Source organism: Streptomyces sp. G7(2002) (genome assembly GCF_028870195.1).
GTDB lineage: Bacteria > Actinomycetota > Actinomycetes > Streptomycetales > Streptomycetaceae > Streptomyces > Streptomyces nigrescens.
In genome coordinates, this window is the sequence record NZ_CP102609.1 from 8,029,982 (window position 1) to 8,044,085 (window position 14,104).

Annotated in this window: 11 protein-coding genes; 5 read left to right on the forward strand and 6 right to left on the reverse strand. The window is 71.5% G+C overall.

Features of this window, described 5'->3' with window-relative positions; translation table 11 throughout:
- The first annotated feature begins 46 nt into the window (after positions 1-46).
- Positions 47-1,750, forward strand: a complete 1,704-nt coding sequence (locus NUT86_RS34440) for a BCCT family transporter (protein WP_274739249.1) — start codon at positions 47-49, stop codon at positions 1,748-1,750.
- Between the two features lie 122 nt (positions 1,751-1,872).
- Here the strand turns inward: NUT86_RS34440 and NUT86_RS34445 are convergent, their stop codons facing one another.
- Positions 1,873-2,766, reverse strand: a complete 894-nt coding sequence (locus tag NUT86_RS34445) for a D-alanyl-D-alanine carboxypeptidase family protein (protein WP_159485039.1) — start codon at positions 2,764-2,766, stop codon at positions 1,873-1,875.
- Between the two features lie 282 nt (positions 2,767-3,048).
- Complete coding sequence (locus tag NUT86_RS34450) at positions 3,049-4,089, reverse strand: FAD-dependent oxidoreductase (protein WP_274739251.1); 1,041 nt, start codon at positions 4,087-4,089, stop codon at positions 3,049-3,051.
- A gap of 233 nt (positions 4,090-4,322) precedes the next feature.
- On the opposite strand from NUT86_RS34450, the gene NUT86_RS34455 reads away from it, so the two are divergent.
- Positions 4,323-4,886: a TrmH family RNA methyltransferase gene (locus NUT86_RS34455; protein ID WP_274739253.1), complete on the forward strand. Its 564-nt coding sequence runs from the start codon at positions 4,323-4,325 to the stop codon at positions 4,884-4,886.
- 247 nt (positions 4,887-5,133) lie between these two features.
- The gene (locus tag NUT86_RS34460) at positions 5,134-7,137 is read left to right on the forward strand and encodes an FUSC family protein (RefSeq protein ID WP_159485035.1); all 2,004 of its coding nucleotides are present in this window, start codon (positions 5,134-5,136) and stop codon (positions 7,135-7,137) included.
- A gap of 101 nt (positions 7,138-7,238) precedes the next feature.
- Here the strand turns inward: NUT86_RS34460 and NUT86_RS34465 are convergent, their stop codons facing one another.
- Positions 7,239-7,907: a type III effector protein gene (locus NUT86_RS34465; protein ID WP_159485033.1), complete on the reverse strand. Its 669-nt coding sequence runs from the start codon at positions 7,905-7,907 to the stop codon at positions 7,239-7,241.
- Positions 7,908-8,079: 172 nt separating this feature from the next.
- On the opposite strand from NUT86_RS34465, the gene NUT86_RS34470 reads away from it, so the two are divergent.
- Positions 8,080-8,514: an Hsp20/alpha crystallin family protein gene (locus NUT86_RS34470; protein ID WP_159485031.1), complete on the forward strand. Its 435-nt coding sequence runs from the start codon at positions 8,080-8,082 to the stop codon at positions 8,512-8,514.
- 86 nt (positions 8,515-8,600) lie between these two features.
- On the forward strand, positions 8,601-8,990 hold the full coding sequence (locus tag NUT86_RS34475) for a DUF2267 domain-containing protein (RefSeq protein ID WP_018090609.1): 390 nt from the start codon (positions 8,601-8,603) through the stop codon (positions 8,988-8,990).
- A 104-nt stretch (positions 8,991-9,094) separates the two neighbouring features.
- Here the strand turns inward: NUT86_RS34475 and NUT86_RS34480 are convergent, their stop codons facing one another.
- From NUT86_RS34480 to NUT86_RS34490, 3 genes are all read right to left on the reverse strand, one after another.
- On the reverse strand, positions 9,095-10,351 hold the full coding sequence (locus NUT86_RS34480) for a Cmx/CmrA family chloramphenicol efflux MFS transporter (RefSeq protein ID WP_274739255.1): 1,257 nt from the start codon (positions 10,349-10,351) through the stop codon (positions 9,095-9,097).
- Between the two features lie 387 nt (positions 10,352-10,738).
- Entirely contained in the window at positions 10,739-12,637 is a 1,899-nt protein-coding gene (locus tag NUT86_RS34485) for an ATP-binding protein (RefSeq protein WP_274739256.1), read from the reverse strand.
- Entirely contained in the window at positions 12,634-14,040 is a 1,407-nt protein-coding gene (locus NUT86_RS34490) for a vWA domain-containing protein (RefSeq protein WP_274739258.1), read from the reverse strand. Before NUT86_RS34490 ends, NUT86_RS34485 begins: the two co-directional genes overlap by 4 nt.
- Between the last annotated feature and the right edge of the window lie 64 nt (positions 14,041-14,104).

Genomic DNA, 14,104 nt, shown 5'->3' on the forward strand with positions numbered 1-14,104 from the left:
GTCGGACACAGACAGAAAGTCCGGAGATGGGGGTGGCACGTCATCCGTGACGGATCTCCCCGACGGCCCTCAGGAGAACGGGCCCCCGCAGACCGACCGTGTGGTCTTCGGTGTGACCGCGCTGCTCACCCTCGCCTTCATCGGCTGGGGAGCGTCCTCCACCGAATCCCTCAAGAATGCATCGACCTCGATGCTGAACTGGGTGATCGACAATCTCGGCTGGGCGTTCGTCCTCTCCGCCTCCGCATTCGTGATCTTCGCGATCTGGCTTGCGGTGAGCAAATACGGGCGGATCACGCTGGGCAAGGAGGGCGAGGAGCCCGAATTCCGCACCGTGTCCTGGGTCGCGATGATGTTCAGCGCGGGCATGGGCATCGGCCTGATGTTCTACGGCGTCAGTGAGCCGCTGGGGCACTTCACCACCCCGCCGCCGGGCACCGATCCGCAGGATGCCGCCCAGGCGATGGACACGGCGATGGCCACGACGCTGTTCCACTGGACGCTGCACCCGTGGGCGATCTACGCGGTGGTGGGTCTGGCGATTGCTTACAGTTGCTTCCGGCGGGGGAGGCGGCAGACGATAAGCGCGGTGTTCACGCCACTGATCGGCTCCCGGCGGGCGAACGGCTGGGGCGGCCGGGTCATCGACATCCTGGCCATCTTCGCCACCCTCTTCGGCTCCGCGGCCTCGCTGGGTCTCGGTGCGCTGCAGATCGGCAGCGGCATCAAGGTGCTGGGCTGGATGGACAGCGTCAGCACCACCCTGCTGGTCGGCGTCATCACCGTGCTGACCATTGCCTTCATCCTGTCCGCGGTCTCCGGCATCGCCAAGGGCGTCCAGATGCTGTCCAACATCAATATGGTGCTGGCGCTGATTCTGGCGGTCTTCGTGTTCGTCGTCGGACCGACGATTCTCATCCTCAATCTGCTGCCGACCTCCCTCGGCTCGTTCATCGGCGAACTGCCGCAGCTGGCGGGACGTACGGAAGCCGGCAGCGGCGACGATGTGGGCGGCTGGCTGCGCAGCTGGACCGTCTTCTACTGGGCGTGGTGGATCTCCTGGACGCCCTTCGTGGGCATGTTCATCGCCCGGATCAGCCGCGGCCGGACGATCCGGCAGTTCATCGGCGGGGTCATCCTCGTGCCGAGCGTGGTCAGCCTGGTGTGGTTCGCGGTGTTCGGCGGCTCGGCCATGAAGCTGCAGGAGTCCAAGCAGCTCAGCGGGTCGAGCACCCCCGAAGGCCAGCTCTTCGATGTGCTGCACCAGTACCCGCTCGCCACGGTGACCAGCGTTCTGGTCATGATCCTGGTCGGCATCTTCTTCGTGTCCGGTGCCGATGCCGCGTCCATCGTCATGGGCACGCTCTCGCAGAAGGGCACCTTCGAGCCGACCCGGCTTGTGGTGATCTTCTGGGGAGTGGTGACCGGTGCGGTTGCCGCGATCATGCTGCTGATCGGTGGCGGATCGGGTGATGCCCTGACCGGACTGCAGAATCTGACGATTCTGGTCGCGGTGCCCTTCATGGTCGTGATGATCGCCATGTGCTGGGCGCTGATGCGCGATCTGCGCAGCGATCCGCTGATCGTGCGTGGCCAGAAGGGCGAGGAAGCCGTCGAGCTGGCCGTGATCGCGGGCCATGAGCAGTACGACGGTGACTTCGAGTTCCAGATCGGACCCGGCGGCACCGGCAACGGTGACGGTGACGGTACCGGCGAGGACAGCGGTGCCGGAGTCAAAAGCGGCGGCTAGCCCGATTCCGGTGCGTCGCCGTGCGGACCGGGTGCGTTGCCGGACCGGCGCCGCACGATGACGAAGGGGCCTGCTCGCGGCCGGAAGGTCGCGAGCAGGCCCCACGCCTGTTCCGGATCGGGTTACTTCTTGAAGCTGTAGTCCATCAGCTTCTTCGCGTCAGCGGTGCGGTTCTCCACCGAAGAGGAGGCGAGAACCGTGCCGATGACCGTCTTGCCGCCCCGGGTGGCGGCGAAGACCAGGCAGTACTTGGCCTCCGGGCCGGAGCCCGTCTTGACGCCGAGGGTGCCCGAGTAGCTGCCGAGCAGCGCGTTGGTGTTGGTCCACGACATGTAGCGGTAGCCACCGCTCTTCGTCGTGACCTTCTGCTTGGTCGACTTCGTCTTCACGACCGTACGGAACGTGGAGTACTTCATCGCGTTCGAGGCGAGCTTGGTCAGGTCGCGCGGAGTCGAGTAGTTCGCGCCCTTCCCGATGCCGTCGAACGAGTCGAAGTGCGTGTTCGTCAGGCCGAGCGACTTGGCCGTGGAGTTCATCTTGCCGATGAACGACTTGACCCGCGCGTCCCGGGTGGAGCCGCTGCCGAACTTGTCGGCCAGCGCGTACGCCGCGTCGCAGCCGGACGGGAGCATCAGCCCGTACAGCAGCTGGCGGACGGTGACCTTGTCGCCGACGATCAGCCGGGCCGACGAGGCCCAGTCGTTGTCGACGATGTAGTCGCTGTACGCCTTCTGGACCGTCACCTTGGAATCAAGGTTGAGGTTCGGCTGCGCCAGCACCACCCGTGCCGTCATGATCTTGGTGGTGGAGCCGGTGGAGCGCCGGGTGTCCGCGGCCTTGGTGAAGAGGGACTTCCCCGTGCCGTTGTTCATCACGTAGCCGCCCTTGGCGGCGATCGTGGGGGTCTTGAGCGTAGCGGCCTGCGCCGGAGCGGTGAACGCCCCGGCCGTCAGGACGGCTCCCGCGGTGACAGCGACCGCGGATACGCGATGAATGCCCTTAATGCCGTTTTTCAAAGTGGATACTCCAAATACCCCTGCAGTGCGGCCATATAGGAATGGCGCTTGCTCATGAGACGCCTGAGACGGGCGAATGGATGCGCGCTCCGGGCGGCAAATTCCGCTCGTTCGCACACCGCTGGACGATCGGGCGGGTTTCAGGCCTGGCATCGGTGCATTCCCCCGGGTGGACACACAGGTGACTACGGAGAGAACGGTCAGGAGCGGACGGAGATACGGATACGCGGCGAATTCGTGGCCGGGGAAGGCCACGCCGCGGCGGAGGCGGCACCTCCGTAGTTACCCGCGCACCGGTCCGCGCTCCTCCTGGACCGCCCGCACCATCCGCAGCACCTCGTCCGCGCACCCCCACGCCACGGTCACGCCCCCACCGCCGTGCCCGTAGTTGTGGACGCACGGCACACCGCCGGACAGCCGCTCCGCCGCCAGCCGCACCGCCGGGCGGGCCGGGCGCAGCCCCACCTTGTGCGCCAGGACCCGGGCCCGCGCAAGCTCCGGGAAGCGCCGCGCACAGCGGGCCACGATGGCCTCCGCCACCGCCGGATCGGGCTCCCGGGACCAGGCGTTCTCCTGTGCCGTACCGCCGAGCACCAGGCCGTACGGCTGCGGCAGCAGATACGTGGTGTCGCTCGCCCCGGCGTCGGCGGACACGTACCACTCCTCGATGCCGGGGTTCTCCACGATCACCAACTGCCCCTGGACCGGATGGACTTCCGGATCGGGGACGAGAGCGCGCGCACCGAGTCCCGAGCAGTTGACGACCATGTCCGCCGCCGCTCCGGCCTCCTCCAGCGAGGTGACCTCGCACCGCTCCACGGCCCCGCCCGCGGCCGTCAACCGCCGTTCCAGATAACGGAGATGGGCGGGCATGTCCACCAGGGGAGTACGGGCCCGCCACCCCGACGCATGGCCCTCCGGGAGCTCCTCCGCCCTTGCCCGCCGCAACCCGGGCACCGCGTCGTACCAGGCGGCCAGACCGTCCTCGGCGCCGTCGCCCGCCTTCCCGGAGGCGCCCCGGCCGCCGCCCGTCGTGGCCGTCATCGTGCCCGTCACCATCCGGGCGCCCGTCTCCTCCGGCCGCCCCGCGAGTGCGGCCAGCACCTGGAAGGAGCGTACGGACCACTCCACCGCCCGCTCGTACGGCTGGATGCGGTACGGCCAGCAGAGCCCGCCCGCCACCGCCGAGGTCGTGTCGCCGGCCGCGTCCCGGCTCAGTACCCGTACCCGGTGCCCGTCCTCGGCCAGTGCGATCGCCGACGTCAGCCCGATCACGCCACCGCCGACCACCCGTATGTCCAGGCTCTCCGTATTGCTCGTCATGCCGGGACGCTAACCGGTGGGGCGGGCGCGGAAAAGGGGAGGACCCCGGGGGAGCGGCGCCCTGGCCTGGTGCGGCCGCGCCCGGACCGGGGCGGCTTCGGAACAGAACCGGGCCGGGTGACGGTCCGGACGACGATGGCCCGGGCGCGCCGCCAAGCGCCCTGGATGATGCAGATGCTGCCGCAGTTCCTCACTGCCACCAAGAGTTTCCGGAGGGCCGCCTCCGCCGTGCGATGAGCGGCCGTGCGCGGCGCCGGGGTCCCGCCCCCGTGCCGCCGGCCGCGCCCGCCTTCCGTACCCGTACCCCCGGTGAACTCCGCCGCGCCCGCCGTCCGCGGGCCCACGCGTGCTGGGACCATCTCTACGCCGCACCGCTGTGGCCGTTGCACGGGGCCAACCTCGGCACCCTGCTGCGCACCTGCGATGCGGTCGGCGCCTGTCTGACCGTGCCGCGGTTCTCCTGGGTGCCCGAGGCGCTGGAGCGCGGCAATACGCTCCGCAGACCCGCCTGTGTGCACTGGACCGGTGATCCGCTGGGCCGGCTGGAGCGGCAGCGCGAACGGGGGCTGCGTGTGGTGGGGGTGGAACTCGCCGACGAGGCGGTACGGCTGGCGGACCTGCCGGCCGCGCGCGAGCCGACGGTGATGGTCCTCGGGCACGAGCGGTACGGGATTCCGCCCGAGGCGCTGGATCTGCTGGACGAGGTGGTGGAGATCCCGATGGTCGGCACCGGCGCCAGCCTGAATGTGGCGGTGGCGGGGTCACTGGTGCTGTACCGGCTTGCCGGGTTGTGGTGAGCCGGGGGCCGGTTGACGGGACGGAGTGTTGCCGGTGCCGGGCGGCGTCCACCCGACGGGCGGAGCGGGCAAGGGCGTGGGGTGCGGAGCCGGGCCGGCTGCCCGCCATTCGTTCGTGATCTTGTGGTAACCCCGCGGCAGTGGTGTGGCCCCTTCCGGACCTTAGGCTGGTAGCAGCACCGTCGGCCGATGACGCCCCTCGGATCCCGCTCGCCGCCCGTCCGTACGCCGTCGTCTGAGGAGGCCCATGCTCCGCGCGCCGCGCGCCGTGCCCGCCTGGCTCGCTCACCCCTTCCACTGGCAGCGGCTGCCCGTACCCTGGGCGGCCGTTGCCCGCGGTGCGCTGTGTGCGGGGCCGCTGCTGGGCGCGGGCATCGCGACCGGCCACCCGGCCCCCGGCGTCCTGGCCGGACTCGGCTCGATGCTGGCCGGGGTCAACGACCGCCCCGGCACCCGGCGCACCGGCATCGTCCATATCGGACTGCCCGCCCTCGCCTCGGCGCTCGGCATGCTGATCGGTGCCTCGCTGCGGGCGGCCGACGCGGGCTGGTGGATCGTCCCGGCGCTGTTCGCCGTCGGCTTCGTCTCCGGTGCGGGCAGCGTGGCCGGGCCGGTGCGCTCCAACGCCGGGATGCAGATGCTGGCCACCACCATCCTGGGCGCCGGGATGCCGCTGCCCGGCGCGCCCTGGGCGAAGGCCCTCTATGTCCTGGCGGGCTGCCTCTGGCTGCTTCTGCTGCGGCTCGTCCTGCGCTCGCCCCGTCCGGCGGGCGGGGCGCTCAGCGGCGAGCGGGCCGCGGTCGCCACGGTCTTCGACGCGCTCGCCGACGCCCTGAGCGCGGTCGGCGGGCCCGGTGCCGAGCCCGCCAGACGCCGGCTCACCGCCGCCCTGGACCGCGCCGACGAGGCCCTGAGGCTGCGCCGCCTCACGAGCCGGCTGCTGCGCGGGCCCGCCCGTACGGAAGAACGTCTGCTCACCGAGCGGTTCGCCGCCGCCACCGCGCTGTGCGAGGCCAGCGTGGCGCTGCTGTGGGAGGCCCGCCCGTTGCCGTCCCGGGTGGCGGAGAGCCCCCGTAGGTTCGCCGACGCGCTGCGCACCGGGCGGCCGCCGGGCCGGCTGTCCGCCCCGGAGACCAGCACGGCCGCGCGCGGTGCCTTCGACCAGGCCTTGCTGGACGCCGCGGTCGCGTTCGCCCGGCGGGAGCCCGAGGCGCCGCCGCGGGCGGAGCCGGCACCGTCCGGCCATCCCGTCTGGGCGGCCCGGCCCGTGGCCGTGGTCCGCGGGGCACTGGGTGCCGTCGGCGGGCGGACACGGCGCGGGCGCGGCCTGTTCGGGCCCGCCGGGCGGGACTACGGCCTGCGCGTCGCCGTCTGCATCGCCGCGAGCGCCGCCGTGGCCCTGCTGCTCCGCGCCGACCACTGGTACTGGCTCCCGGCGACCGTCACCTTCCTCGTCAAGCCGGACCTGGGGCCGCTGTTCTCCCGTACGGTCAACCGCTTCGCCGGGACCGTCGCGGGTGTGCTGGTCTTCGCCGGGGCGGGCCTGCTGCTGACCGGTTCGTGGTGGCCCGCGCTGATGGCGGGCGCGGGCGGGGCGCTGCTGCCGTTCGCCACCCGTCACTTCGCCCTGCAGACCGTCGCGATCACCCTCATGGTGCTGTCGTTCGTGCATGTCAGCGGCGATCCGCAGGCCGCCGCCGAGCGGATCGTGGACACCTCCATCGCCTGCGGCATCGTCCTTGTCGTCGGACATCTGCCGCGGCTCGCCGACCCGCGGCGCCGGGTCGGGCACCGCGTCACCTCGGCGCTGCGCTGCACCGAGCAGTTCCTGCGGTACGTACTGGAGTCGGAACCGGGCGCGGACCCCACCCGGCGGCTGGCGCTGCGCCGCACCGCCTACCGGGCGCTGGGGGAGGCCAGGGCGGCGGCGGAGACCGCCGCGGCCGAACTCCTCGCCGCCCGCGACCGCAACCCCGACTGGCTGACCGTCGTCACCGCGGCCGAACGCATCGTGGACGCCGCGACCGCCTGTGCGGTACGCCTCGACCATGGCGCGCACCGCCCGGGCAGGGCCGAGGCCGAGGCGCTGTGCCAGGCGCTGTCGGCGATGGCCGACGCCCTGGAGGACCCGGACCGGCCGCCCGGGCGCGGTCTGTCCGGCCCGGACCTCCCGCCGGTTCCGGACTGCGCCACGCTCACGGATGTGGCCGTGGAACTGGAGCGGATCCGGGGGTACGCGGGGACGGGCTGAGCCGAGGGGCGCGGGGGCGCGAGCCGCCCCATGCCGGAAGGCGGCGCGGCGCGCGGTCCGGTCCCGGAGCCTGCGGTGAGTGCCGCGCCGTCCGCCCGGTGTCAGCCGGTGGTCCGGCGCTGGTCGTCGCTGTCCCGGCGCAGTTGGTCGGCGTGGTGGGTGATGCCGTCGATGCGGGCGGCGAGGTCGGGGTGGCCGTGCTCCAGGTGCGGACGGGTGTCGGTCAGCGGGCCGACGAGCTGGGCGGCGTCGTTGTCGCCCAGGGCGTGGCTCAGGCGGCTGATCGAGGGGTGGGCGCCGACGGGCAGGTCGGTGAGCGCGGTGATCTGACCGGCGAGCCTGCGCAGATCGGCGGCGTGGAGCCGGGCCCAGGCGGTGACGGAGCGGTCGGCGGCGCGGCGGTCGCGGGTGGCCTTCACCCGCTGCTCGCCGGTGGTGCCGGCGGCGCCGGGGCGCAGCCGCAGATAGCGGCGTTCGGCGGCCTGACGGCTGGTGACGCCGAGGGGTTCGGCGAGGTCGGCCCAGCTCGCGCCCGCGTCGCGGGCCGCTTCGATCAGGCCGGGCTCCCAGCCGGCGAGTTGGAGGCGCACCTCGCGCAGCAGGAGAAGCGCGGCCAGCGCCTGCTCGGGACCGGTCGCGTCCGGGGCGGGCGGCTCGCCGGTTCCCGTGCCGTGGGCGGCACGCAGGGCTTCGTGGATCGAATCCAGCGCGGCCACGGAGGCGAGGAAGGAAGCGGGAGTGGGGTCCTGGGGCCGGTCGGCTGCGGACACGGGATCTCCCTTCGTCAGAGGTTGTCAGCGTGGGGCGGCCGGATGCCTCGAAGGCGTGTCAGCCGTTGGATGACATCTTGCTTGTCATCGTTTGGATGACATGTTACAACGGGAGACAGGTGAAGCGCATTGGCCAGGCAGTAGTGCCTGAACCAACTGGAGGTGTTTCGCGATGTTGATGCGCACTGACCCGTTCCGCGAGCTCGACCGGCTCACCCAGCAGCTCATGGGCACGTCCGGCACCTGGTCGAGGCCCTCCCCGATGCCGATGGACGCATTCCGCGAGGGCGACGAGTATGTGATCGCCCTGGACCTCCCCGGGGTCTCCACGGACGCGATCGACATCGACGTCGAGCGGAACATGCTGACCGTCAAGGCCGAGCGCCGGCCGTTCGCCAAGGCCGACAGCGCACAGATGGAGCTCTCCGAGCGGCCATTGGGTGTCTTTTCCCGCCAGCTGATGCTGGCCGACACGCTGGACACGGAGCACATCAAGGCTGACTACGACGCGGGTGTCCTGACCCTGCGGATCCCGATCGCCGAGCGTGCCAAGCCCCGCAAGATCGCCATTGGCGGGGACACTGCGAAGAAGCAGATCCGCGGCTGAGCGGGACCGCGCGGAGGGCGGGAATGTGATCTCCCCGCCGGTCCCGCCCTCCGCGCTCCGACGAGAAGGAGGCAGCTGTGGCGCCCATGCGTTGGGAGGCGTTCCTGGCACAGGTCCAGGAGCGTGGCGAGTACGACTCACCACAAGAAGCGGAACGGGCGGCCCGCGTCGTCCTGGCACTGCTGGGGGCGCATCTGGTCGGCGAGGAACGGGCCGAGCTGGCCGCCGATTTGCCGGAGACCTTCGCCCTGATCCTGCTCAACCCGCTCCAGGCCGCCGAGCCGCTGGACCCCGAACGGTTCGTCCGCGCCACGGCGGCCTGGATCGAGGGCGCCACCGAGGAGACCGCCAAGTGGGATGTCGGCGCGGTGCTCAGCGTCGTCGCCGACGCCGCCGGCGAGGACCTCATGCAGCGCGTCCTGCTCCAACTGCCCCCGGGTTTCGACCTCCTTTTCGGCCACCCCCGGTCGGCATGACCACCCGGGGCCGCCTCCCCGCCGACGGGGAGGCGGCCCTTGTTTCAGGGCACGTCCCCGCCGCTCCGCCTCACCGGGCCGTCGCGGAAGGGGACACCGGCGGCTCACCGAACCCGTCGGCCGTCCGCCGGTTCGCCCGCTGCTCCGGAGCAGGCCGCGGAGTCCGTACGGACTTTGGGCCGGGCCGTACGTCGCGGAGCGGTGACCGGCCCGGGGCGCGTCGTGCGGGCCAGGCCCGCCAAGGCGAGGGCGAGTGCCGTCAGGAGGGCGCTCACCCACAGCGGTGCGCGGTAGCCGAGGCCTGCGGTGAGCGCGGCGCCGCCGCACCATGGGCCGAGCGCCGCGCCCACGTTGAGCGCCGCCGTCGCGAATCCGCCGCCCAGGGCCGGTGCCCCGGTCGCCGCGTAGAGGACCTGCGAGACGAGGGTGGAGCCGACGGCGAACGACAGCGCCCCCTGGACGAAGAGGAGCACCAGGGTGGCCACGGGATTCCCGGCGGTGAGCGCACTCGTGATCCAGCCGGCGAGCAGGGCCGGTCCGCCGATCACCAGGAGGCGGACGGGCCGGGTGTCGGCCAGGCGGCCGCCGGTGCTGACCCCGGCGAACGCCCCCAGGCCGAAGAGCGCCAGAAGGGCGGGCACCCAGCCCTCCTCAAAACCGGTGACCTCGGTGACCAGCGGTGCGAGATAGGTGAGGGTGCAGAAGGTCGCGCCGTTCACCAGGGCGCCGAGGAGCAGCAGCACCACGAGCCGGGGGCTGCGCAGGGCGCGCAGTTCCGTGCGTGCGCGGGGACCGCCCTCGACGGACCGCGGGGCGGGGTCGGCCGGTACCGACCACAGGATCGCGAGGACGGCGGGTACCGAGACCAGGGCCACCGCCCAGAACGCCGAGCGCCAGCCCCACAGTTCACCGAGCAGCGCACCGGCGGGCACGCCCGCGACACACGCCATGGTGGTGCCCCCGAGCAGGACCGAGGTGGCGCGGCCCTTGGCGTCGGGGGCGGCCATCGAGGTCGCGGTCGCCAGCGCCACCGCCAGGAACCCGGCGTTGGCCAGCGCCGCGACGACCCGGGTGGCCAGCAGGACCCCGTAGTGGGGAGTGACCGCCCCGAGGACATGGACGAGCAGGAACGTGACCAGGAAGGTCAGCAGTGCGCGACGCCGGGACCAGCGCAGGCTCAGCAGCGCCATCAGCGGCGCGCCGATCACCATCCCCACGGCGAAGGCCGAGGTCAGCGCGCCGGCAGCGGCGATCGGGATATGGAGATCACGGGCGATGTCCGGAAGGAGGCCGGACAGCATGAACTCGGAGGTGCCTTGGGCGAAGACCGCAAGGCCGAGCAGATAGAGAACGAAGGGCACAGCAACACTCCGCAACCACAGAATGGATCGGCAAGGCGCGGTGGCAGGCACAGCGGTACCCGTGACGAGGTGAAGGAAGAGACCGTCCGGCTGGGCACGCGTGGCTACCGCGCGAGAACACCTGGGGCGTCAGAGAGGTGACGCACGATCAGGTGGGAATCAGCCCGTACTACGGCGATCCGGTGGCAGGGAAGTGTGCCGGGTGGCGACCGACAACGGGACGGCGCGACCGCGAGACAGCACAAGGAGCCACCGGACGACCGGTGGCTAGCGTCTTGACGCCTCGGGACTGGACATGCGGGCAGGCTAATCGAGGCGGCCGGCCCCGTCCACGCAATTCGGCGGCAGGCAGTCGGCGGCCGCACCGCCGACTGCCTCGCTCCCCCCTCAGCCGCGGGGTATCAGTGCGAAGACCTCGATCCAGAACCGCTGGGCCTCGCTCGATGCGCCCACCAGATAGGTGGAACGCAGCTTCGGCGGGAGCAGGGCGACCAGCCGGGCCACCTCTGCTTGATGCTGCTTCAGCTGGGACAACTCCGCGTTGGCCAGGGCCTGGTGGACCAGATCGCTGTCGTTCGAGCCCTCGCTGGACGCGCTTGCCGCCGTCCGCAGCCGCGCCTCCCAGGAGTCGACCTCCTGGGCCAGCTCCCGCAGACCGGTGACGGGGCGGTTGCTGAGCCGGTCGAGGAGGGCGGTCAGCGGCACCGGAGCGTATTCGCCGTCGCCGAGATAGACCGTGCCCATCTCCAGCGGCAGCCCGCGCTGGTGGAGCTTGATCAGCCGCTCGATGGTGCGCTTGGTGATCCAGGCCCGGCCGTCCTCGTCGATGTCGTGCTTCCACCACTCCAGAACCGTCTCGGCGACGGCACCGTACTTCGCGATCAGCCACTCGTTGGCCGGGATGTCGCTTGGTTCGAGGGTCAGCGAGGCGGTGAAGCGGGTCGCCTGCGCGATGTTGTTCCGGGCGACCAGGAGCTTGCGGCCGAGGTGGTACGGGGGGTTCTGCACCGCGATCTGCGCCCGCAGATTCTCGATCCGGCGCCCGGCCAGCGACCACTCCTGAGTGATCTCCATCAGCTTGGCGAACGCCGCCTTGTCCTTGGGGCGGTTGTACTCGTCCCAGACGATGGCCTTCGGCTCCGGACCCAGGAACGACCCGGACAGGAGATTGTCCAGTGAGCCGTCGGTGGTCGGGATCGGTGCGCAGAGGTCCTCGACATTGGTCACCGGCATCGAGAAATACAGCGGCTCGCGCCCGTCGAGGCCCGCACGGACGGTCTCGCGGACCAGCTCCGTCTTGCCGCACCCGGGCGGCCCCTGCAACAGCACCGACCAGCGGTTGCGCAGCGCCGCACGCACCACGGCGCGCACCGGATCGGGGATCGTGGCGGGATTGGCGGCGCCCACCGCCGCCGCGATCCGGTCCAGCACCTCGGTCGTACGGTCCTTGCCCGGCTTGCCGTTGTCCTTCTGCTCGGCCAGCCGCAGCCGTTCGCCATTGACCAGCGGCAGTCCCCAGCGCAGCGGGAAGCCCTCCCGGGCATTGGCGAGGATGTGGTCGAGGGTGCGCGGGGAGAGCAGCTCACGCAAGGCCGGGGCGAGGGTGGCCCAGAGGGTGAAGATCTCGCGCAGATTCCAGTCGTGGTACTTCGCCGCGAGCTGGTGCCGCCAGGACGTGTCATTGGCGGTGATCCGGATCGTCACCATGCGGTCCAGGACGGCCAGATCGCTGCGCCGGGCCGCCGTTTCCGCCAGCGATTCATTGTCCGTCAGGAAGACGCCGATGCAGCCCAGCTCCCGCAGGTCGTACTCGCCCAGCGTCCAGTTGCAGGCGATCTGCATCAGCTGCGACTGGATCGTCGCACCCGCCTGCAGCGAGTCGTCGATCAGCAGCACGAACGGCTTGCCGGGCCGCAGCTGGCTCATCACCAGCTGCCGCAGCACCAGTTCGCCGGTTCCGGCGTCGCGCACCGGCGCGTTGGCGAGCAGATCGTCCGGGGTGAGATTGGCGGCCGGCACGAAGACCAGCTCGGCATCGGGGTACGCCTTGGGCAGATGGGAGAAGAAGGTGGCCGTCTTGCCGATGCCGTGCTCGCCGAAGATCTGGCCGGTCTGGCCCATGTCGATCATCGCGTCGACGAAGGACTCCAGCCGGGACACACCCGTCCAGCCCTCCGGGGGCTCGGGGTAGGTGGCGCTGGGCCGCCATCCCGCGGGACGGGCCGGCGGGGTCTGCGCGGTCGCCGCGGCCATCATGGGCGCCGCGGTCGGCGTGGTCGTGCTCATCGGTCTCCTGTCGTCACACGGTGGCAGGCCATCGGCGGGGTGTGGTGGTCGGGCCAGTCGTCTCCGCCCGACGTGATCAGCCAGATCCATTTGTCCGGCTCGGCGGGGGTGATGTGCGGGGCATGGCCGTCGGTGAGCATCACCACGGCGTCCGGTATCTCCTCGAAGCTGCGGCCGTCGACCGCTGTGCGGCCCTCGACGTAGTCGGCCACCGCCTGGAAGCTCGTGCCCCCGCCGCCGTACACCCGCTCACCGGGGCGGAACGGCATCACCACGCCGTCGAACGACAGCCAGTGGGCGGCCACCCCGTCGATCGCGCCCACCAGCTCCGTCAACCAGCTGACCACCGAGTCGGGCATCGACCCCGAGGTGTCGTACGCGATCACGAGGTTCTTCTCCCGGACCGGGCCGCGCCGCGACAGCATCGGATCGTGGCCCAGCGCGGCCAGCAGCGCGCCGCGCTTCTTCGGATAGACCAGCCGCTCGCCCTCCCGCAGCTTGGACGCGAGGACATCGACCAGCCAGCGCTGCCACCAGTCGACCTTCCCCGTACGCGGGGTCGCGCCGCGCAGCGCCCCCGCGCCCAGCCGCCCCCACACCCGGCTCGCATGCTCCGAGGTGCCGTCCGTACGGTCCATCAGATCGAGCAGCTCCCGCTCCGCGCCCGGGTGTCCGCGCCGCGCCGCCAGCAGGGTGTTGACCAGCGCGGAGGACACCGTCTCGTCGAGGGTCTGCTGATCGCCGTCCGCCGTCTCCGGGTCCGTCAGATGCACACAGGGCACCGCGGGGACGGGAGGCTGCCGCATGCGCTTGAGCTCGGAGAACACGGTCATGTCGGTCTCGACGAAGGCGTCGTAGCCAAGCGGTTCGAGCCCCTGGGCCGTCAGATCGGCGGCATAGTCCCGATGGATCTCGCGCGGGTCGACCCCCGTGGGCCGGCCGTCGAGCTGCGGCAGCTCCTTGCGGCCGAGCCGTACCAGCGCGACATGGTTGATGGCGACCTCGGCGGCGAGGGTGAACACCGGGTCCTCGCGCAGCTCGGGGTCGGCGAACAGATGGCGGTGCACCAGATGCCGCGCCTCGTGGAAGAGGACGAACTTCACGCCCTCCAGGCCCAGTCGGACGAAGAAGTCGGGGTTGTAGAGCAGCGGACAGCTGCCGTCCCCGGAGGCCACGACGGCCGCGGTCGGCACGGCCGTCGTCGGGATCTGCTGGTGGCACTTCGCATAGATCCAGGACGCCACCACGGAATCCGTCAGCCCGAAATCCAGCAGCGCGGCTTCCTTCAGCCGCCGTGCCTCCGCGACCACTTCCGGCTCCGCCGGCCGCCAGCGCTCCAGCGCCCGCCGGTCGGTCAGGTCGACCACCGGCCGGTGCCCCGCCGTTGTCGTGTCGTACGCCATGTCCCGCCCCCGTTCTCCGCTGCCTCCTTTCGTATCAGGAGGCACTGACAACGGATCATGGCGG